The sequence below is a fragment of the Syntrophaceae bacterium genome (assembly GCA_013177825.1).
Classification (GTDB): Bacteria; Desulfobacterota; Syntrophia; order Syntrophales; family PHBD01; genus PHBD01.
The window spans coordinates 252,524-270,734 of record JABLXX010000002.1; the positions used below are offsets into that span (position 1 = coordinate 252,524).

Annotated in this window: 18 protein-coding genes; 7 read left to right on the forward strand and 11 right to left on the reverse strand. The window is 60.7% G+C overall.

Going from position 1 to position 18,211, the window contains the following annotated elements; translation table 11 throughout:
* Window positions 1-206 precede the first annotated feature (206 nt).
* The 9 genes from HPY65_05935 to HPY65_05975 form a co-directional block, all read right to left on the reverse strand.
* Window positions 207-1,094: a hypothetical protein gene (locus HPY65_05935; GenBank protein NPU84010.1), complete on the reverse strand. Its 888-nt coding sequence runs from the start codon at window positions 1,092-1,094 to the stop codon at window positions 207-209.
* A 138-nt stretch (window positions 1,095-1,232) separates the two neighbouring features.
* A complete protein-coding gene (locus HPY65_05940) occupies window positions 1,233-2,417 on the reverse strand; it encodes a CoA transferase (GenBank protein ID NPU84011.1) in 1,185 nt (394 codons plus the stop codon).
* A gap of 81 nt (window positions 2,418-2,498) precedes the next feature.
* On the reverse strand, window positions 2,499-3,833 hold the full coding sequence (locus HPY65_05945) for a hypothetical protein (GenBank protein NPU84012.1): 1,335 nt from the start codon (window positions 3,831-3,833) through the stop codon (window positions 2,499-2,501).
* Between the two features lie 190 nt (window positions 3,834-4,023).
* Window positions 4,024-4,797 (reverse strand): enoyl-CoA hydratase/isomerase family protein, encoded by a 774-nt coding sequence (locus HPY65_05950; GenBank protein ID NPU84013.1) that lies wholly within the window; start codon window positions 4,795-4,797, stop codon window positions 4,024-4,026.
* Between the two features lie 153 nt (window positions 4,798-4,950).
* The gene (locus tag HPY65_05955) at window positions 4,951-5,514 is read right to left on the reverse strand and encodes a TetR/AcrR family transcriptional regulator (GenBank protein NPU84014.1); all 564 of its coding nucleotides are present in this window, start codon (window positions 5,512-5,514) and stop codon (window positions 4,951-4,953) included.
* Window positions 5,515-5,787: 273 nt separating this feature from the next.
* Entirely contained in the window at window positions 5,788-6,414 is a 627-nt protein-coding gene (locus tag HPY65_05960) for an adenylate/guanylate cyclase domain-containing protein (protein NPU84015.1), read from the reverse strand.
* Window positions 6,415-6,520: 106 nt separating this feature from the next.
* Window positions 6,521-7,501 carry a lytic transglycosylase domain-containing protein gene (locus HPY65_05965; GenBank protein ID NPU84016.1) on the reverse strand — a complete coding sequence of 327 codons (981 nt, stop codon included), beginning with the start codon at window positions 7,499-7,501 and terminating at the stop codon, window positions 6,521-6,523.
* 14 nt (window positions 7,502-7,515) lie between these two features.
* A complete protein-coding gene (locus HPY65_05970; GenBank protein NPU84017.1) occupies window positions 7,516-8,091 on the reverse strand; it encodes a flavodoxin family protein in 576 nt (191 codons plus the stop codon).
* Window positions 8,088-8,993 (reverse strand): MBL fold metallo-hydrolase, encoded by a 906-nt coding sequence (locus HPY65_05975; GenBank protein NPU84018.1) that lies wholly within the window; start codon window positions 8,991-8,993, stop codon window positions 8,088-8,090. The genes HPY65_05970 and HPY65_05975 overlap by 4 nt, the downstream gene beginning before the upstream one ends.
* A gap of 281 nt (window positions 8,994-9,274) precedes the next feature.
* On the opposite strand from HPY65_05975, the gene HPY65_05980 reads away from it, so the two are divergent.
* Window positions 9,275-9,910, forward strand: a complete 636-nt coding sequence (locus tag HPY65_05980) for a hypothetical protein (GenBank protein NPU84019.1) — start codon at window positions 9,275-9,277, stop codon at window positions 9,908-9,910.
* A gap of 10 nt (window positions 9,911-9,920) precedes the next feature.
* Window positions 9,921-10,376, forward strand: a complete 456-nt coding sequence (locus HPY65_05985) for a flavodoxin (protein NPU84020.1) — start codon at window positions 9,921-9,923, stop codon at window positions 10,374-10,376.
* 108 nt (window positions 10,377-10,484) lie between these two features.
* On the opposite strand, the gene HPY65_05990 is transcribed toward HPY65_05985, so the two are convergent.
* Both HPY65_05990 and HPY65_05995 read right to left on the reverse strand, forming a co-directional pair.
* Window positions 10,485-11,492, reverse strand: coding sequence for a potassium channel protein (locus HPY65_05990; protein NPU84021.1), 1,008 nt, complete (start codon window positions 11,490-11,492; stop codon window positions 10,485-10,487).
* Window positions 11,493-11,557: 65 nt separating this feature from the next.
* Window positions 11,558-12,739, reverse strand: a complete 1,182-nt coding sequence (locus HPY65_05995; protein NPU84022.1) for a cytidine deaminase — start codon at window positions 12,737-12,739, stop codon at window positions 11,558-11,560.
* A gap of 476 nt (window positions 12,740-13,215) precedes the next feature.
* Between HPY65_05995 and miaB the strand changes: the two genes are divergently transcribed.
* From miaB to hslU, 5 genes are all read left to right on the forward strand, one after another.
* Window positions 13,216-14,592 (forward strand): tRNA (N6-isopentenyl adenosine(37)-C2)-methylthiotransferase MiaB, encoded by a 1,377-nt coding sequence (miaB, locus tag HPY65_06000; protein NPU84023.1) that lies wholly within the window; start codon window positions 13,216-13,218, stop codon window positions 14,590-14,592.
* A 34-nt stretch (window positions 14,593-14,626) separates the two neighbouring features.
* Window positions 14,627-15,124, forward strand: a complete 498-nt coding sequence (locus HPY65_06005; GenBank protein ID NPU84024.1) for a bifunctional nuclease family protein — start codon at window positions 14,627-14,629, stop codon at window positions 15,122-15,124.
* Window positions 15,125-15,251: 127 nt separating this feature from the next.
* The gene (locus HPY65_06010) at window positions 15,252-16,187 is read left to right on the forward strand and encodes a tyrosine recombinase XerC (GenBank protein NPU84025.1); all 936 of its coding nucleotides are present in this window, start codon (window positions 15,252-15,254) and stop codon (window positions 16,185-16,187) included.
* The gene (gene hslV, locus HPY65_06015) at window positions 16,184-16,774 is read left to right on the forward strand and encodes an ATP-dependent protease subunit HslV (protein NPU84026.1); all 591 of its coding nucleotides are present in this window, start codon (window positions 16,184-16,186) and stop codon (window positions 16,772-16,774) included. The genes HPY65_06010 and hslV overlap by 4 nt, the downstream gene beginning before the upstream one ends.
* 10 nt (window positions 16,775-16,784) lie before the next feature.
* Window positions 16,785-18,164, forward strand: coding sequence for an ATP-dependent protease ATPase subunit HslU (gene hslU / locus HPY65_06020; protein NPU84027.1), 1,380 nt, complete (start codon window positions 16,785-16,787; stop codon window positions 18,162-18,164).
* Window positions 18,165-18,211 lie beyond the last annotated feature (47 nt).

An 18,211-nucleotide genomic window follows, 5' to 3' on the forward strand; every position in this document is an offset into this window, starting at 1 on the left:
CGCTGCATCCGGCGTCGCTGCGGCATACGTGAAAAGTATGCCGGGGGGGGAGGTTTAAATTCTGTCCCTTTCACCGATTCCGGGGCGGGGCGACCGTTCCGGAATTGCCGGCGCGAGGGGCAGGGCGGCCGATGTACCGCCCTGCTCCATGCAGCCGGTATCTCTTCCTCTCTCACCGCCGGGCCGTCTCCATTCGCAGGATCATTTCAGAAGCTGTAAGTAAAATTAACCCCGCCATAGAAGAACGAACTCTCCCTGTCGCTGAAGGACTGGTCCGTCATTCCGTTGGCCTTGATGTAATACTTTGCATCATTGCTGAGGGGGAGCGAATACGACACGCTCGGCGTGATCGTGATGTGGTCCGTCACCTTCACGGGCAGGCTGGCCGTCAGGATGCCGTCCAGGAGGTTGTTGTACCGCTCGCTCAGGACGTTTCCCTGGCTGTCGGTTCTGTTCCGGCTGGTCCGAAGCAGATCGGGATCGGCCAGGCCCACCATGTATCCGGCCGTCGCCTTCAATTTAAAGGAAACTCTCTGGGTCAGCGGGAAGCTGTGGGAAACGCCGAGGTTGAGATACAACCGTTTGTCCATGGAATTCCCGAACATGTAATAGACCTTCAGCGTGGGCTTCAGCAGAACATTCAACCCGGTCGTAATCCATGCCTCGTGCTGGTCGCGAAAATCGGACAGCCCGTTGTTGGAGGCGGCGTTCGCGTAGTAGCCGTAGTTCACGCTGCCGTTCACCAGTCCGAAGGAGCGGGAATACGACAGGATCACGTCCGTTTCCGTCCAGTTGCTCGATGTATTGGCCGTGGAGCTGCTCCAGGCATTCGATTGGTAGGGATTCGTATCCAGATTTCCCCAGATCGTGGTTGAGAATCCGTTGTACTCGAGGGTCATGGAAGGTTGGATGACAATGCTGTTGCGGGTTTGCTGCATACCCTTGACCATGTAGTTGCTCATGACGTCAACGGAAATTTCGCCTGTCGGTTTTACCGCGGCCTGCTGTTCGGCCGCCGCTTCCGCGGCTGAAGCGGGAAGGGCCGTGAAGACCAGGAGGCACAGCGACAATGTCGTAACCAATATTCTTTTCATCGTTATTTCCCTTTCTTTTGTCGGTTCACTCGAGAGTGGTGATCATCTGTAAAATTTGAACCCTTTTGAGAGAGATGGAAGATGCGTGTGATAGCGGATTCCTGCATGCCGGCTGCAGGCCCGGTCCTTTCGGACCGGTCATATGATCCCCTCTTCCTTCATGCCGGGCATTTCCTCCGGACGGATGCCGACGGACGCAAGCACCTCTTCCGTGTGCTCGCCCAGAATGGGGGAGGGCGTACGGACGCTGCCGGGCGTCTGGGACAGTTTGATCGGCACGCCCTGGACCTTCAGGGGCCCCATGACCGGGTGCCGGATCTCGACGAGCATTTCCCGGGCCTCGATCTGCGGGTGCCTGGCTATCTCTTCCACGGAGTAAATGGATGATACGGGCACTCCCTTCCCGGTAAGGCAGGACTCGATTTCTTCCTTGTCCCGGCCCGACGTCCATGCCCGGATGATGACGGACAAATCCTCCCTGTTGGTGCAGCGCAGGTCGTTGTTGGAGAATTTCCCGTTTTCGATGAGGTCCGTCCGGTTCATGGCTTCGCAGAGCCGGTTGAAGGTGTTGTTGTTCGCCGCGGCGATGACGACGTGCCCGTTCCTGCAGGGGAAAAGGTCATAAGGACTGGTTGCCGGATCGATGAACCCGTTCCTCTTGAGGCTCTCTCCCTTGACTGCCAGGACGGGAATGGCGTTCTCCAGGATGGAGAAGATCGTGTCGAGCATGGCGACGTCCACACACTGCCCGAGGCCCGTTTTTTCCCGATTGAAGAGGGCCATGCAGATTCCGAGGGCCAGGTATGTGCCGGTGTAGTTGTCGCCGATGGCCGTTCCCGGCTTCATCGGGGGTCCATCGGCATCCCCCGTGATATCGCAGAGCCCGCCCATCGCCTGGGCGATGACGTCGTAGGCGGCCCGGTCCTTCAGCGGTCCGTACTGGCCGAACCCGGAGCCTTCGGCCAGGATGATGCGGGGATTGATGCTTTTCAGCACGTCATATCCGAGACCCAGGCGGTCCATCGTGCCGGGCCGGAAATTGTTCACCACCACGTCGGCCGTTCTGACCAGCGTCTTGAAAATTTCCTTTCCCCTGTCTTTTGTGATGTCCAGGCTGATGCTTTTCTTGTTGCGGTTGATCGCCGCATAGTAGCCGCTCTCGCCGTTCCGGATGGGCGGCCACTCCCTCGTCATGTCCCCGACGCCGGGTTTTTCGATTTTCAGGATCTCGGCCCCGTGGTCCGCAAGGTGCATCGTGCAGAACGGGCCGTTGTAGGCATGAGTCAGATCAAGGATCCGGACTCCTTGTAATGCGCCACCCATGGCAACCTCCTTCGTGGGTGCATTGTCCCGGGCATCCCCTGCGGGACGCCCGGGATGTATGATCGATTCTCTATGGCTGCTTCAGGAAGCATTGGCCACTGCCAGTTCGTCCTTCCTGTCTTTCAGGTAATATCCGATCACCGCTCCGATGATCGTCGGAATGAGCCAGGCCAGTCCGAAATCGGCTCCGGGCATGAGAGTGTAAAGCGCCTTCATGCCCGTAAGATCGACTTTGGCGAGCTCAAGGTAACCGATGAGACAGTCCAGGCAGCCCCAGGCGAAGGCCACGATCGTCGCTCCTCCGATGATTCCGTAGCGCTTGTTCCCGAGAATGACGTAACCGAGCACGAGGGCGATACAGGGGGGATAGACAAGACTCAGAATCGGAGCGGTCAGCTTGATGATTGTTGTCAGGCCGAAGGAGCTGATCAGGGCGCTGATGACGAGCGTGATGACCGCCACGCTCTTGTAAGACCACTTCTTCTCGCTCGCCTCCTCGAAATAGGCGGCCGTGCCTGCGGCAAGGCCCACGGCACTGGTGAGGGCGGCAAGGAAGAGGGCGATGTTGAAGACGGTTCCGCCGACGACGCCCCAGAGCTTGAGGATGATGGTCGCGTACAGCTTGGCGTAGGTTACGTCTTTGAAGAGGTAACCCGTGGAGGCCCCGACGAACATCTGGAGGACGTGGCTCATGGCCAGTAGTCCGAAACCGATGGCGCCGACGATGAGAAGGTACTTGCTGAGCTTGCGTCCCTCCATCTTGTTGGCCTTCAGGTCGGCGATGATGATCACGCCGTAGATCAGCGCGGCGGGAAGGTCCATCGTCTGGTATCCGTTGATGAAACCATAGGCGAATCCGCTTTCCGGGTAGAGCTTGGGCATCCATTCGGACATGGGAGAGAGGAGAGACTTGGCCACCACGGCGATGATGGTGACCACGAGAACGGGAACCAGATACTTCCCGATTTTCGGAAGCACCTCATCCAGTTTGAACAGAAACCAGTAGGTGATGAGGTAATAGACGATGGCAAAGATCAGCGCGGGCAGCATCTGGTCGGAATTCCAGTTCCCGATCTTGCAGATGGCTTCCCAGGAAGCAGCGCTCATCCGGGGGATGACAAACAGCGGTCCCAGGACGGCCACCGTCAACCCCCCGAAGATGAAGGCAAACTTCTTGTTGATCCGGCTTGCCAGCGCATAGAAGGATCCTTCCCCGCGGACAATGGCCAGATAGCCGAGGAAGGGGAAAATGATCGCCGTGATGATGATGCCCAGGGCCGCGGGAATGACCGAGCTTCCGCTTTGCTGGCCCCAGGTTACCGGCCACAGCATGCAGGATGCGCCGAAATGCATGGAGAATACGGCGACACCGAACATGATAATGATCCAAAGGCTTGCGCCATTCTTGCTTTGCATAGGATTGAAGGCCTCCCTTCAGCAATTTTTTATGCTAATCCATGTTGTTCCACTTTTCGAGACGGAATCCGGGTCTTGTGGATCCATCCATTCACTGTTTCTTGCATGGCACCTCGATTGGATGGCTGAACGTACGTTATAACGAACGATCGGTAGGCTACGTTTCAAAAAAAATAGTGCCTTTCGATTGTCACTCTTTCTTCATCCCGTGTTCCTTCATCCTCTTTTCAAGGAACGTTTTTTCATTGCCCCCGCCGCCCACGGCCATCAGATGCGCGGCCTCGATCTCCAGAATCTGGTCGAAACCGCAGTTGAGACCGAGATCGATGGCGGAACGGGTCAGCCGGAGGGAAAGGGGAGAGCGCCTGCCGATTTTCTCGCATAATGCCAGCGTTTTCTCTTCCAGTTCGCCGGCACGGTAGACATAATTGACCATACCGATGCGGAGCGCTTCCTGGGCGTCGATGAATTCGCCTGTAAAGGCAAGTTCTTTTGCCTTTCCGAGGCCGACGATCTGGGAGAGCAGCTTGGTTCCCGCCTGGGTGATGGTCAGCCCGATTCCCGTTTCGGGAAATCCGAACTTGGCCGTCTCGTCGGCCACGCGGAAGTCGCAGCTCAGGGCGAATTCGCAGCCGCCGCCGACAGCGTACCCCCGCACCATGCCGATCAGCGGCTTGTTCAACCGCAGGGTCAGCCTCTGCACGTCCTGAAGCAGGTCCGCCTCCCGGATCCACTTCTCAAAACTCTTTCCGGACGATGTTTCCTTCAGGTCTTCCCCGGCACAGAACGACTTGCCGGCTCCCGTCATGATCACCGTGACGGCCTCTTCATCCTTCATCGCCTTGATCAGGGCGGCCATGAAATGATCGAGAAATCCCTCGTTGATTGCATTCAGCCGATGAGGCCTGTTGAACGTGATGATGCCCACGTTGCCTTTTCGACTGTACTGTACCGATTCTTCCATCTTACTAACCTCCTGAATCATTGATTGAAGCGACCCGGAAGCGGCCGGCCGATCCGGGGCGCGTGAAGCCCTGAAAAGCGTTGTGCCTTTTTGTGTTGAATGCCACGGCCGAGTCAATAGAACGAACGGCCGGTCTAAATATCGGTAAAAAAATTACTTCTTGATTTTCAACCCGTCAAAAATCATTTTCGTGTAAATATCAATAATCTCATCCTTGGATAGATTTCCCAGGGGATTGAACCAGGTGGATATCTGGGAGCACATGGTGACAATCGCGTTCGTCACAACCCTGGGATCCCTGTTAATGAAGATTCCTTCATCAATTCCTTTTTTTATGATCTCCTTGATTTTCTTGTCATAATCGTCGCGCATCCGGATCACGGATCTCAGGTTGTCAGCCGTGAGTCCGCGCAGTTCCGAGTCCGCAATGATGACTTCCTTCTGTCGTTCCATGTGAAAATGAAGATGATTCCCGATGATCGCCTTCAATTGACCTTCGGTGCCTTCAGTGTTTGTGATGATTTCGTGAAGACTCTTATTCAGGTCATCCATGGTTTTCTTCAGGATGTCGTACAGAAGTTCTTCCTTGTTCATGTAATGATAATAGATACTTGATTTCTGAATGCCGGCTCTCTCGGCAATGTTGCTGATGCTGCAGGCATGATAACCCTTCTGGTAGAACAGCTGAATGGCGATGGATTTGAGTTTATCCTTCATTGCAACACCGTTATCCTTGTCGGCATTTCTCTTCGTAAACCGACCGACCGTTAGACAGCCGGCTACACCTTCTTTTAGACATTGTCAATCTTTTTTTCTGAGCCGCTTGAAAGTCCGTTCGTCTCCAGGAGTTGGCCAAACCTGACAGCAAGGGAAGCGATGAAATGCCCTTGGAAGAATATGCTCTGGAAGACGGTGACGCTGTCTTGGTGCATGACTGCGCACGGCGGGGCGATTCGTCCTTTGCCGGCCGGTCAGGTCGAAACGGCATTCTCAGAGGTACTTCACCCGATAGGCCCTGCTGGATCCCGGCGGAACCTCGTCGATTTCCTCGAACCCGAGGCCCTGGATGTCTTTCGCACTTTCATAAACCGCCTGCGTCATCAGGATCTCCCAGGCCTTCGCGGTGTCCTCCCCGAGCTTGCTGGCGGCGTTGACTTCCGCGCCGAAGACGTCGGTGTCCCCGATCCTGAGGATCCGGCCGTAGCCCAGTCCGACGCAGAGGAGAATCCGCTCCTCCTCGGGCCGGTTTTCGTTGTACGTCATGAGTGTGTGCTGCATCGCGATCGAGCAATCCAACGCCTTCCGGACGTTCCGGAAGATCACCAGGAAACTGTCCCCCTCCACCTTCAGCAGGATGCCGTCGTGGTCCTCGATGATCGGGATCAGGATGCGCTGGGATTCAAAGATCGTCTGCAGGAAATGGATGATCCCGAATCGGGCGACGTTGCGGGAGAATCCCGAGAGATCGGTGAACATGACGCACCAGTGTTCCCCGAACAGATCCCAGATGCGGCTGTCGATTTTTTCCTTGTCCGCTCCCGGCTGCATCCGGTCTTCGATCAGCTTTTCCAGCCGGTCCTCCGACGCGCTGAGATAAATGGATTTCTTGTACGACATGAAGCACCTCCCTGTTCGGAGCGCTGGATGTCCGGGGAAACGGGGCTTTCCGGGCGGCCTGACGGTCATCCGCCCTGGATCGGGACGTCCTTCCGATGGACCTCTTTCAGCGCCTTCTCTTCTTCCGGGGATGCCTGGCCTTGCCGCTCTTGGACGGCTCGCTGGCCAGGAGTTCCGGCAATGCGGCCTTGAAGCGCTCCGCCTTGCCGCGCGGGACGTACAGGCTATGTCGGCCCGCGGGGAGAGCGTCTCCCCGTATCTCCGGGTTCATCTCCCGGATGTCCTTGTAGGTGGTGTCACAGGCCTTGGCCAGCAGGGTCACGGGGATCTCCCGGGGGGCATCGAACTCCACCCGGTCGAAGACAAGAGGCGGATAGAGGAGGCTGGCGGGGATCCGGTAGCCGAAGAACTGCGGATTCGAAAGGATGATTTTGGCGGCGAGGATGCGGAAGATGTACTGCTCCGTTTCGATGGGCAGGTTCAGGTTGAAATAGTCCTTCTGGCCCTGGGTGGCGATGGCGTTGGTGATCCGCTGCTCCCCGGAGTTGTACGCGGCGGCGGCGAGGGTCCAGGAGCCGAATTTCTTGTAAAGGACCTCAAAGTAACTCAGGGCGGCCTCGGTGGATCGCTCAAAACTGAGCCGGTCGTCGAACCAGGCGTTGACCCGGAGGCCATTTCGCTTTGCCGTGGCTTCGATGAACTGCCAGGGGCCCACGGCTCGCGCCGAGGAGTACGCATAGGTGCGGAGCGAGCTCTCCGCAACGGCGACGTACTTCAAATCGTCCGGGAGCCCGCGCTCGTGGAGCTTTTTCTCCAGGTACGGGAAATAGCGGGCGGCCCGCTTCATCAACAGGATGACCCGCTCGTAATTATAGGCGGTAATGACGAGCGATTCGTCCAGGATCTCCCGCAGATCCCGCCGCTCCAGGGGAACGGTCTCGCCGAAGAGGGTCGCCTGAGCCGGAATGTCGAAATAAGGGACCGATGGGGCGGGTCTGTTCTGGGCAAAAGCGACGACCGGCAACAGAAAGAGTGCAAGGGACAGGATCACCGCCAGCCGGGTCCAGGCCCGTCGAAGGGTTCTCATGAGGCCGCTCCTCCTCAGCCGTGGAGCTTTTTCAAGAGCCAGGCCATGTTCTGCCCCAGGTCTTTCATGGTTTGAACCCCTTCCTTGTCGTTCAGGACTTCGCCGGGATCCCGGCCGATCCCGAGGCTCCAGTAGCTCGAGCCGGGCATGACCGTCTGCATGTAATGGAGAAACAGGTTCATGGAATTGAAAGCGGGGACGGCACCGGCCCGGCGGACGGCCACCACGGAGGCGGCGACCTTGCGCTTGAACATGTAGTCGTTGGCCCGGCCGACGAATCCGCAGCGCTCGATGAAGGCCCGCATGCCCGCCGACACGTCGGAGAAATAGGTGGGCGAACCGAGCAGGATACCATCGGCATCGAGCATCTTCCCGATCACCTCGTTGACCATGTCCTTGTCGACGGAGCAGCGCCGGTCCTTGTTCTTGAAGCACTTGTAGCAGGCGAGGCATCCCTGGGGGGCCCGGCCGGCCATCTGAATCAGCTCCGTTCCGATGCCCTCCGCCTTCAGTTCGTCCAGGACCAGGTTGAGGAGGATGGCGGTGTTTCCGTCCTTGCGGGCGCTTCCGTTGAGTGCGACGACTTTCATGAGGTTTCTCCTTTGGCGGATTGTCGGCTCCGGCGGAGCAGCAGCCGGCAGCAGCCGATGATGTTTTCCTGCGAGTAGATGGTCAGTTCGTCCCGGTAACTCCGGTGATAGAGGTCCCGGAGGATGTCCTCGTCGGGCCGGGCATCGCCGAGGATTCGCGCCCGGGTTTCCCGGGCCGCACGGCGGGCCTCCGCGAAAGCCCGGGGTGTTTCCTCCTCTCCCGAAAAGCAGCCGTGATGGGGAAGGCCGATGAAGCGGGGCTTCAGGGTCTCGAACCGGTCGATGGTGGCCATGTAGTCGTCATAGCCGGTGAAGAAGATGGGAAAGAAACCCTGCCTCGGAAGGTGATAACCCAGGCTGTCGGAGGCCAGGAGGACACCGGTTTCCGGGACGTGAACGGCCAGGTTGCCCGGCGAGTGCCCCGGGGCGGCCAGGAATACCAGTGTCCGTCCGCCCAGGTCGATCCGCTCCCCATCGCGAACGATCCGGCATCCATCGAGCGACGGCGGCTCCTCGATCGGAGGACGCTTTGTCCTCAGGCCCTTGCCGGCGAGAAATTGAGTGATGAAACGGTCGTCCGCCACCAGGGAGGTCTTCGTCCCGGGATGGGCGAGGAACTCCGGTGCGCCCTCCCCGGCGATGACGGTGGCGTCCGGAAAGGCTGTGCGCAGGGCGGGGAGGCCGTTGATGTGGTCCACATGGGGGTGGCTGACGACAAGATAATCGGGACGGACTCCGAGAGACTCGAGCTGGCCGAGGACGAGATCCGCCGTGGCCGAGACACCGGCCTCCACCAGGGCTGTCCGCTCTCTGCCTTCCATAAGGTAATGGTGGAAATAGTCGTGTCCCAGGACGATGAGACCTTCCGAGAGGCGGGTCGGGTACTGCCGGTTTCCCTCCATGGGCCAGGCGTTTCCTCCGGATTCTTTGATGCGGCGCGGGGTTCCCGTTGACCTTGCCACAACCGACCCGGAAAATCAACCGCCGTCCGGTGTGTGGCCGATTCCCGCCCGGCCTATCCGGCCGGACCAGAAAGAATTCGGACCTGCTTCTCATGAGGATGGGCAAATTGCAGATCCATCCCCCTGCGCTCCAGCGGGACGTCCTGCAACGCGGCGATTGACAAGCCGTGCCTCTGCGGATAGATAGAAGACCATTCAACGATCGGGGGAGGTGGCGCAATATGGGAAGGAAGTCATTGCTTGTCCTGTCGGGTCTGATTCTCTTTCTGGCGGCTGGCTGCGCCCCGCCGGTGATCCACAAGATCAACGCCTCACGGGAATTTGACGCGGCCCGCATTCAGCGCATCGCCATCCTGAACTTCGACCGCGGATCGGGAACGAACCTGGCGCGGGAAGTCCTGGTCGACAAGTTCACCGCCGCCCTCGTGGACTCCAAGTTCCGGATCGTGGACCGGACGGACACGAGGAAAATCATGGAAGAGGCTAAGTTCCAGCAGGCCGGCGGGGCGATGATCGACGAAACGACCCGGGAAAAGCTGCGACAGCTGGGCGCCGACACCATCCTGACGGGAACGCTTCACACCTACCAGGAGGAACGGAAGGGGAACTTCGTCCTCTACTCGGAAGTCCACCTCACCGCCAAGCTCCTCAAGGTCGAGACGGGCGAGGTCCTCTGGTCCGGCGAGATCATGAAACGGTCCAAGGCCAAGAACCTGGGTGAGAAGAAACTCCTGAACGTGATCGACCGGGAGTCCGAGGCCGATTCTGCCGGAAAGCTCCTGGACGACATCATCTCCGACATGGCCGACTCCTTCAAGGAAAAGAAGCCCCTCCTGGAAAAAATCAAGATCTGGTAAGGAATCTCCCATGATCAGAATCCTCATCGTCTATGCCTCCCAGACGGGCAGCACGGAGCGGATGGCCCGTGCCGTGGCGGAGGGCGTAAGCCGGATCGAAGGCGCCGTCGCGGTCCTGAAGCGGGCCGGCGAGGCGACCCTGGACGACCTTCTGTCCGCCGACGGCCTGGCCGTCGGGACGCCGGAGAATTTCGGCTACATGGCCGGGGCCGTGAAGGACTTCTTCGACCGGACCTTCTATCCGGCGCAGGACAAGGTGTTCCGAAAGCCTTACGCGGTTTTCATCAGCGCCGGAAACGACGGGACGGGGGCCCTGGCGGCGGTCGAGCGAATCGCCCTGGGGTACAAGTTCAAGCGGGTCTTCGAGCCGGTGATCTCCAGGGGTGTCCTGAAGGAGGAGGTCCTGGAACAGTGTCGGGAGCTGGGAGGGGTCCTGGCCGGCGGATGCGAGGCGGGGATTTTCTGAAGAGCCGAGGGCGGCTCTGCCCCTCTTTTCTTTCCGCAGGATGTCGTGGCCTGGAGAGTCGAAAACCGGAGCGGGGCGCTTTCGGCCGGGCGGCGGAGGGCGGTCCGGTCAGGTCAGGCAGACCTGGGAAAGGCGCGCCACGTTTTCGTCCTCCCCCATGGCGATGAGCTTGTCTCCCCGTTCGATCCGGTAGGTCGCCAGGGGATTGAAGATCATCCGTCCGGATTCCTTCTTCACCGCCACGATGATGAGGCCGTACTGCAGGCGGATCTCCGATTCCTCCAGCGTTTTGCCGATGATGGGGGAGCCGTCGCAGACGGTCATCTCCTCCATGCGCAGCTCCAGGCTGGCCCGGCTGGTGGTGATCTCGATGAAGTCGAGCATCGCGGGCCGGAGAATGGCCATGGACATCCTCATTCCCCCGAATGTGTAGGGGGACATGACCCGGTTGGCCCCGGCCCGGAGAAGCCGGTGCTCCGAGACCTCGTCCTCGGAGCGGGAGAGGATCCAGATGTCCGGGTTGAGCTCCTTGGCGGTCAGGATTACGTAAAGATTCTCGGCGTCCGAGGGAAGGACGCAGACGATCCCCTTGGCCCGTTTTACCCCCGCCTCGACAAGGCACTTGTCGTGGGTGGCGTCTCCCTTGCAGTAGACGAAGCCCTCTTCGGCAATCCGCTCGATGACCTCCGTGTTGCTGTCGATCACCACAAAGGGGACTTTTTCCGTCTGCAGTTCCTTGCCGATGAGATGCCCGATCCGGCCGCAGCCGCAGATGATGTAGTGATTGCTCATTTTTTCGATCATTTTTTCCAGCCTTCCCCTCCCGAGAACGACCCGCAGCCTTCCTTCCACCATGTTCTGGGCCAGGAGGCCCACCGTGTAGAACATGGTTCCCACACCGAACAGAATCAGGATGATGGTGAACAGACGCCCCTGCAGGGTCCGGGGCATGAAATCGCCATAGCCTACCGTGGAGATCGTAACGATTGTCGCATAGAAAGAGTCCAGGGGAGCCCAGCCCTCGGTGAGATTGTAGCCGATCGTGCCCGCGACGATGAGGAAAACCAGACCCGTGGCCGCAATGCTGAGCTTGTTGGTGAACATCGTCCTGTGCATCCCCTCCCGAAAGGTCCGCCGTGTAGACAAGAATGCCGCCGGTGTCAAAGAATCCGGGACATCTCCTACTGCAGCGGGAAGACGTAAGGCAGAAGTTCCGATACCGTCACCGTCCGGTATCCGCCGCTCCCGTCCTCCACCAGGACCAGGGTTTCCCCGCCGAACTCATAGAGCAGCTGCCGTTCCTCTGCCGTCGGGGCGGCCATTTTGTCGCCCGGCTGGAGGTTGACCGCCGCCCGGAACCGGGTCTCTCCGGCGGCCACGGCATTGTGGACCGCCACCGACAGGGCCGTCTCCGTATAGGGGAAAATGCCGTTTTCGATGTTGCAGCCGGTGAAGATATTTCCCGAGGCCATCAGAACCGCCGCCCCCACGGGGAAGTTCGAGTAGGGCGCGTAGGCGAAGCGGGAGGCCTGCCGGGCGCTGTCCTTGAGAGCCTGGATCTCGGCGGCGGTGAGCTCCTCCACGAACCAGCGGCGGTAGATCTTTTCGTAGGTGCCGTCCGTACGGATCCGGAAGAGGCCTTCGTTGAGCCAGGAGAGGAGTTCCGTGTCGGTCTTCCGGACGGCGAAATAGAGGGAGGAGACCATCAGCGGTGTGCTCAGGGGGTGCAGGTTCTTGAGGCCGTGTTTCTTCATGTTGAAATAGGCCGTTTTTTCCGAGCCGACGAAGGCCTCCGCCACTCCCTTCGAGAGGGCCATAAGGGCATTGGCCTCCGTATCGAAAAGAACGGTCCGGATTCCCTTCTGTTCCGCCAGGCCGACGTAGAGGGAGCCCTTCTGCGTGGCGGCTGTGCGATCCTTGAGGTCGGCGGGAATCCGGTAGGGCTTTCCTGTCGTCGTGAAGAGACTGACCTTGAACTCCGTCAGGGGCAGGTTCGGAAAGACATATCGCCCCTTGCGCTCCTCCGTCTTCTTCATCCCCGAGGTCAGGTGTACTTCTCCGGAGGCTAGTCTCTTCTGCGCCTCATCCCACTGCATGGGCAGGAGGACCAGCTTTGCGTCCCGTCCCTGGAGGGCGGCCCTCAGGATGTCGATGTCGAATCCCGTCGGCTGGCCCTTTTCGAGGTAGGTATAAGGCGGATAGTCCTCGTCGAAGACATAGATGACGTCCCGGGGAGCCGCCCAGGCGGTGGAAATCCCGGCCAGGAAAATCCAGAGAACCATCAGGGGTGCCGCAATCAGCAGGGTGGCGGAGGGAACGGTGCAGCGGATGAGGAAGGGTGATCGCCGGAGCGGATATGCCATGGGTCTTCTCCTTCGGGGGCGGGGCGGTCTGGCAGGACTCGACCCGTCGGATTCGTGATTTTGGCTGGCGTTGCCCTATTGGTGAAGGGATTTGTTTTTCCTGTCAAGAACAAAGGCGCGTTCCGCCGGATGTATCGGCGGAGGAAGAGGTCCGGCCGGGAGGCGGGCCGGCGGCCCGACTCCGGTGCTCGCCTGCCGTGATTTTCCTCTGAAAAAATGTTTGACGGCGGGGGAAAAACTCCATATGCTTCCTGCGTTTCGTCCTTTCCCTCGGCGGGGACGCGGCGGGTCCGACGGAGCTGACCGGAACGGGTTGGTTCCTGTTCCGGTGAGCCTGCCGAACCGGGCGCACCATGCCTCTGGAATTTTTCGACGCCGTCAGGAAAAACAGCACGCCCGGCTTTTCATGTATCGTCACGGATCAAGGGCTGCCGGAACGGGCCGATGTTTCCCGTTGCGGCGGCAGTTATTTGGATATGGAAACGGCAACGCAGCGGAAAACCTTCTTTATCCGGACCTTCGGGTGCCAGATGAATGTCCATGACGCCGGGCGGATGGCGGACCTTCTGCGCGAGGCCGGATGGGAAGATGCGGCCGGCGAGCGTGATGCCCGCCTGATTCTCATCAACACGTGCAGCATCCGGGAAAAGGCCGCCCAGAAGGTATACAGCCTTCTGGGACGTCTCCAGGAAATGAAGCGGTGCCGGCCGGACCTGATTCTGGGAGTGGCGGGCTGCCTTGCCCAGCAGCTGGGAGGGCAACTGGTAAGGAAGATCCCCGCCGTGGACCTCGTCTTCGGGACGCACCAGGCCCACCGTCTGCCGGAATTCATCCGGACCGTGGAGGGGGGAGGCCGGGTGGTCGAGACGGCCTTCACCGAATCCGTCTGCTCCCTGCACCGGATCGTCCTGCCGCCGGCCGGGACGATCAGCGCCTTCGTGACCATCATGCAGGGCTGCGACAACTATTGCGCCTTCTGCGTGGTTCCGTACCTCCGGGGCCGGGAGGAAAGCAGGCCCTGCCGGGAGATCCTGGAGGAGATCCGCCTGCTTGCCGGCCGGGGCGTCCGCGAGGTGGTCCTCCTGGGACAGAATGTCAACTCCTACGGGCGGAACCTGGCGGAGGGGGCGGATTTCCCGGACCTGCTCCAGGCCGTATCGGGAGTGGAGGGGATCGAGCGGATCCGGTTTACCACGTCCCATCCGAAGGACCTGTCGGACAAGCTGATCCGGGCCTTCCGGGAGATCGGGCCGCTGTGCGGGCACATCCATCTCCCCGTGCAGTCCGGGTCGGACCGGATTCTTGCCCGGATGAACAGGGGATACACCCGGGACGATTACCTCGGGAAGGTGGCGCGCCTGCGGGACGCCTGCCCGGAAGTGGCCATCTCCTCGGACATGATCGCGGGTTTCCCGGGCGAGACCGAGGAGGATTTCGAAGACACGCTGGCCCTGATGGAAGAAGTTCGCTTTGACAGCCTCTTCTCCTTCAAGTATTCCGAGCGTGAAGGAACGGCGGCGCTTCTTCTGGACGGCAAGCTGGACGAGCGGGTCAAGGGCCGCCGGCTCCGGATCCTGCAGGATCTCCAGGACCGGCATACCCTGGAGAAGCATCGGCGGGACGTGGGACGCACCCTGGAAGTGCTGGTGGAGGGAACCAGCCGGAACAGCGACGCGGACCTGACGGGAAGGACCCGGACGAACCGGATCGTCAATTTCCCGGGCGACGGGGCCTGGATCGGCCGGACCGTCCGGGTGGCCATCCGGGAGGCCTTTCTCCATTCCCTCCGGGGCGAGGCGATTTTGCCCGGTCTGCGCTCACCGGCGCTGCCGGCGAACCCGAAAGCGGCATAAGCGGACGAGAACCGGGCGGGGGTGGCAAGCAATGATGATCGAAATGAAAGTGGCGGGCCTGACGATCGATCCAGTGACGAATACGCCCATCGTGATCCTGAAGGACCGGGAAGAAAAGAGAGTTCTGCCGATCTGGATCGGCCTGTTCGAGGCGAGCGCCATTGCCACGGAACTGGAGGGGATCAACTTCTCGCGGCCCATGACGCACGATCTGATCCGGGATATCCTGACGAACCTCGGAATCGAGGTGCTGAAGGTCGAGGTCCATGATCTCCGGAACAATACCTTCTTCGCGAACATTCATCTCCTGCGGGAGGGAAAGACGCAGGTCATCGATTCCCGTCCCAGCGACGCCCTGGCCCTGGCGCTTCGGGCAAGCGCCCCCATCTACGTGGAGGAACGGGTGATCGAGAAATCCCGGAGCATCGATGTGGGTGCGAAGATCACCGACCTGGAGAAGGAGAAGGAAGACAAACTCAAGGATTTCCTGGAAAACCTGGATCCCGACGACTTCGGGAAATACAAGATGTAAGGCCGGCGGACCGGGACTTTCCCGGGAAGCCGGATCGGGGTCCCGGTGGTGGATCCCTCCTGCCACGAAGGCCGAGCCTCTCCGGCGGCCGGTTTTTTCGTGGCCCTGTTTTTTTGCGGGGCATGGAATGACGGAGGAAGCCCTCGCGGCCTTCGAGCGGCACCTGCGGGTGGAGCGGAACCTCTCCCCCCAGACGGTTCGGGCATACCTGGCGGACCTGAGGCAGTTCCGCGGATTCCTGGCGCAGGGACCGTCGGGCCGGACGGTCGGCGGGGACCTCCTGGAGCAGGCCGATTCCCTGGCCCTCAGGAGCTATCTGGCGGACCTGTACCGGAAAAAGCTCCGGAAGACGTCGATCGGCCGGAAACTGGCGGCCCTGAAGACGTTTTATGCGTTCCTCCTGCGACAGGGAAGGATCCGGTCCAATCCGGCGGAGCTCATTCAGGCCCCGAAGGCGGAAACGTACGTGCCGAAGGTGTTGTCGGTGGACGACGTATTCGTCCTCCTGGGGGACCGGTTCGGAGCGGGGCCCGAGGGCCGGCGCGACCGGGCGATCCTGGAGCTGTTTTACGGGTCCGGTGTCCGGCTGAGCGAACTGGCGGGGCTGAACGTAACGGACGTGGACCTGGACGGGAGCCTGGTGAAGGTCCGGGGCAAGGGCGCCCGAGAACGCCTCATCCCGATGGGACCGCCCTGCCGCGAGGCCCTGGCCCGCTGGATCGAGGAGCGGAGCGCCCTTGTCCGGGAAGGGCATACGGAACCCGGGAACCCCCTGTTTCTCAATCGTTCGGGAGAACGGCTGTCGGGGCGGTCCGTAGCCCGCCTGTTGGACGATTACGTACGGAAGAGCGGGATCGGGCGGAAGATCAGCCCCCACTCGCTCAGGCACAGTTTCGCGACGCACCTCCTGGACGCCGGGGCGGATCTCCGGTCCATCCAGGAAATGCTGGGACACAAGAGCCTGTCGACGACGCAGAAATACACCGCCGTCAGCATCGGCAGGCTCATGGAAGTATACGACCGGGCCCATCCGAAGGCCCGGGAAGGAGAGGAGGAATCATGAAGATTCGCGGGACCACCATCGTGGCCGTCCGGCACAGGGGAAAAGTCGTCGTGGCCGGCGACGGTCAGGTGACCGTGGACATGACCGTTATGAAGCACGGGGCCCGCAAGGTCCGGCGTCTCTATCACGACGAGGTCGTCGTCGGTTTTGCCGGGGCCACGGCGGATGCCTTCACCCTCTTCGAGCGCTTCGACCAGAAGCTCGAGCAGTTCGGAGGCAATCTACTTCGGGCCGCCGTGGAACTGACCAAGGACTGGCGGACGGACCGGGTGCTCCGGCACCTGGAGGCCCTGATGATCGCCGTAAGCCGCGACGCGTTCCTGATGATTTCGGGAAACGGGGACGTCATCGAGTCGGACGACGAGGTGATGGCCATCGGCTCCGGAGGTCCTTACGCCCTGGCGGCCGCCCGGGCGATGGTCCGCCATGCCGCCGATCTGGATGCCGCCGAGATCGCCCGGGAGTCGGTTCGCATCGCCTCGGAAATCTGTATTTACACGAATGACCGGATCATCGTGGAAGAGCTGGACATGACGGAAGAGCCCGGAGAGGGGAACCGCATCCCCCGGGGCCGCAGGAAGGAGTAACCGTTTTCCTATGTCGGACAGACCGTTGACGCCCCGGATGATCGTGGAGAAGCTGGACCGCTACATCATCGGGCAGAAGGATGCCAAGCGCGCCGTGGCCATCGCCCTCCGGAACCGCTGGCGCCGCCAGAATGTGCCGGAAGAGCTCCGGGAGGAGATCGCCCCGAAGAACATCATCATGATCGGTCCCACCGGGGTCGGGAAGACGGAGATCGCCCGCCGCCTCGCCAAGATCGACAATGCGCCGTTCCTCAAGGTGGAGGCCTCCAAATTCACCGAGGTGGGCTACGTGGGGCGGGACGTGGAGTCCATGATCCGCGATCTCGTGGAGCTGGCGGTGAACATGGTAAGGACCGAGGAGCAGGAAAAGGTCCAGGCGAAGGCCGCCGAACTGGCGGAAGAGCGCCTCCTGGACATCCTCCTGCCGCTCCGGCCCGTGGAGAAGCGGCCGGAGGAGATCCTGGCGGACCACACCACCCCTGGAGACGCGGAGGTGCCCCAGAGAAGCGGCGCGACCCGGGAGCGATTCCGGCGGCTCCTCCGGGAAGGACACCTGAACGAGCGGCTGGTGGAAGTGGAGGTCCAGGAGACGCGGGCCGCTCCGATGGTCGAGATCTTTTCCAGCGCCGGCATGGAAGACGTGGGCATGAATCTGAAGGACGTCTTCGGGAGCATCTTCCCCCAGAAAAAGACGACGAAGAAGGTGACTGTGCCGGAGGCCCTGGAAATCCTCTCCCAGGAGGAGGCGGCCCGGCTGGTCGATATGGAAAAGGTCACCCGGACGGCCCTGGAGCGGGTCGAGCAGTCGGGCATCGTCTTCCTCGACGAGATCGACAAGATCGTCGGAAGCGACGCCCCCCACGGACCCGATGTCTCCCGGGAGGGAGTCCAGCGGGACCTCCTGCCCGTTGTGGAGGGGTCCAACGTGAACACCCGCTACGGCATGATCCGGACGGACCACATCCTGTTCATCGCCGCCGGCGCCTTCAGCATCGCAAAGCCGTCGGACCTGATCCCGGAGATGCAGGGGCGGTTTCCCATCCGGGTGGAGCTGGATTCGCTGGGTAAGGAGGAGTTCATCCGGATCCTGACGGAGCCCCACAATGCCCTGATCAAGCAGTACGTGGAGATGATCGCCACGGAAGGGGTGGCCCTCCGGTTCAGCGAGGATGCCATCGCGGAGATTGCCGAGACGGCGGCACTGGTGAACGAGCGGACCGAAAACATCGGCGCGCGGCGCCTGTATACGATCATGGAAACCCTCCTGGACGAGATCTCCTTCGACGCACCGGAAATGGAAGAAAAAGCGGTGGACATCACCGCCGAATACGTACGGGACAAACTGGAAGAAATCATTGAGGACGAGGACCTGAGCCGCTATATCCTTTGACGGGCCGCACCCCCGCGAACCCGGGCCGATCCGGACAAAGGGCGGTA

Bases quoted from the DNA above. Each gene is read 5' to 3' on its own strand.
- hslV (NPU84026.1), top strand. From the start codon at position 16,184: ATGAAGATTCGCGGGACCACCATCGTGGCCGTCCGGCACAGGGGAAAA.
- HPY65_05960 (NPU84015.1), bottom strand. From the start codon at position 6,414: ATGTCGTACAAGAAATCCATTTATCTCAGCGCGTCGGAGGACCGGCTG.
- HPY65_06010 (NPU84025.1), top strand. From the start codon at position 15,252: ATGACGGAGGAAGCCCTCGCGGCCTTCGAGCGGCACCTGCGGGTGGAG.
- HPY65_05945 (NPU84012.1), bottom strand. From the start codon at position 3,833: ATGCAAAGCAAGAATGGCGCAAGCCTTTGGATCATTATCATGTTCGGT.
- HPY65_05980 (NPU84019.1), top strand. From the start codon at position 9,275: ATGGGAAGGAAGTCATTGCTTGTCCTGTCGGGTCTGATTCTCTTTCTG.
- HPY65_05940 (NPU84011.1), bottom strand. From the start codon at position 2,417: ATGGGTGGCGCATTACAAGGAGTCCGGATCCTTGATCTGACTCATGCC.
- HPY65_05995 (NPU84022.1), bottom strand. From the start codon at position 12,739: ATGGCATATCCGCTCCGGCGATCACCCTTCCTCATCCGCTGCACCGTT.
- hslU (NPU84027.1), top strand. From the start codon at position 16,785: ATGTCGGACAGACCGTTGACGCCCCGGATGATCGTGGAGAAGCTGGAC.
- HPY65_05965 (NPU84016.1), bottom strand. From the start codon at position 7,501: ATGAGAACCCTTCGACGGGCCTGGACCCGGCTGGCGGTGATCCTGTCC.
- miaB (NPU84023.1), top strand. From the start codon at position 13,216: ATGGAAACGGCAACGCAGCGGAAAACCTTCTTTATCCGGACCTTCGGG.
- HPY65_05975 (NPU84018.1), bottom strand. From the start codon at position 8,993: ATGGAGGGAAACCGGCAGTACCCGACCCGCCTCTCGGAAGGTCTCATC.
- HPY65_05935 (NPU84010.1), bottom strand. From the start codon at position 1,094: ATGAAAAGAATATTGGTTACGACATTGTCGCTGTGCCTCCTGGTCTTC.
- HPY65_05985 (NPU84020.1), top strand. From the start codon at position 9,921: ATGATCAGAATCCTCATCGTCTATGCCTCCCAGACGGGCAGCACGGAG.
- HPY65_05990 (NPU84021.1), bottom strand. From the start codon at position 11,492: ATGCACAGGACGATGTTCACCAACAAGCTCAGCATTGCGGCCACGGGT.
- HPY65_05970 (NPU84017.1), bottom strand. From the start codon at position 8,091: ATGAAAGTCGTCGCACTCAACGGAAGCGCCCGCAAGGACGGAAACACC.
- HPY65_06005 (NPU84024.1), top strand. From the start codon at position 14,627: ATGATCGAAATGAAAGTGGCGGGCCTGACGATCGATCCAGTGACGAAT.
- HPY65_05950 (NPU84013.1), bottom strand. From the start codon at position 4,797: ATGGAAGAATCGGTACAGTACAGTCGAAAAGGCAACGTGGGCATCATC.
- HPY65_05955 (NPU84014.1), bottom strand. From the start codon at position 5,514: ATGAAGGATAAACTCAAATCCATCGCCATTCAGCTGTTCTACCAGAAG.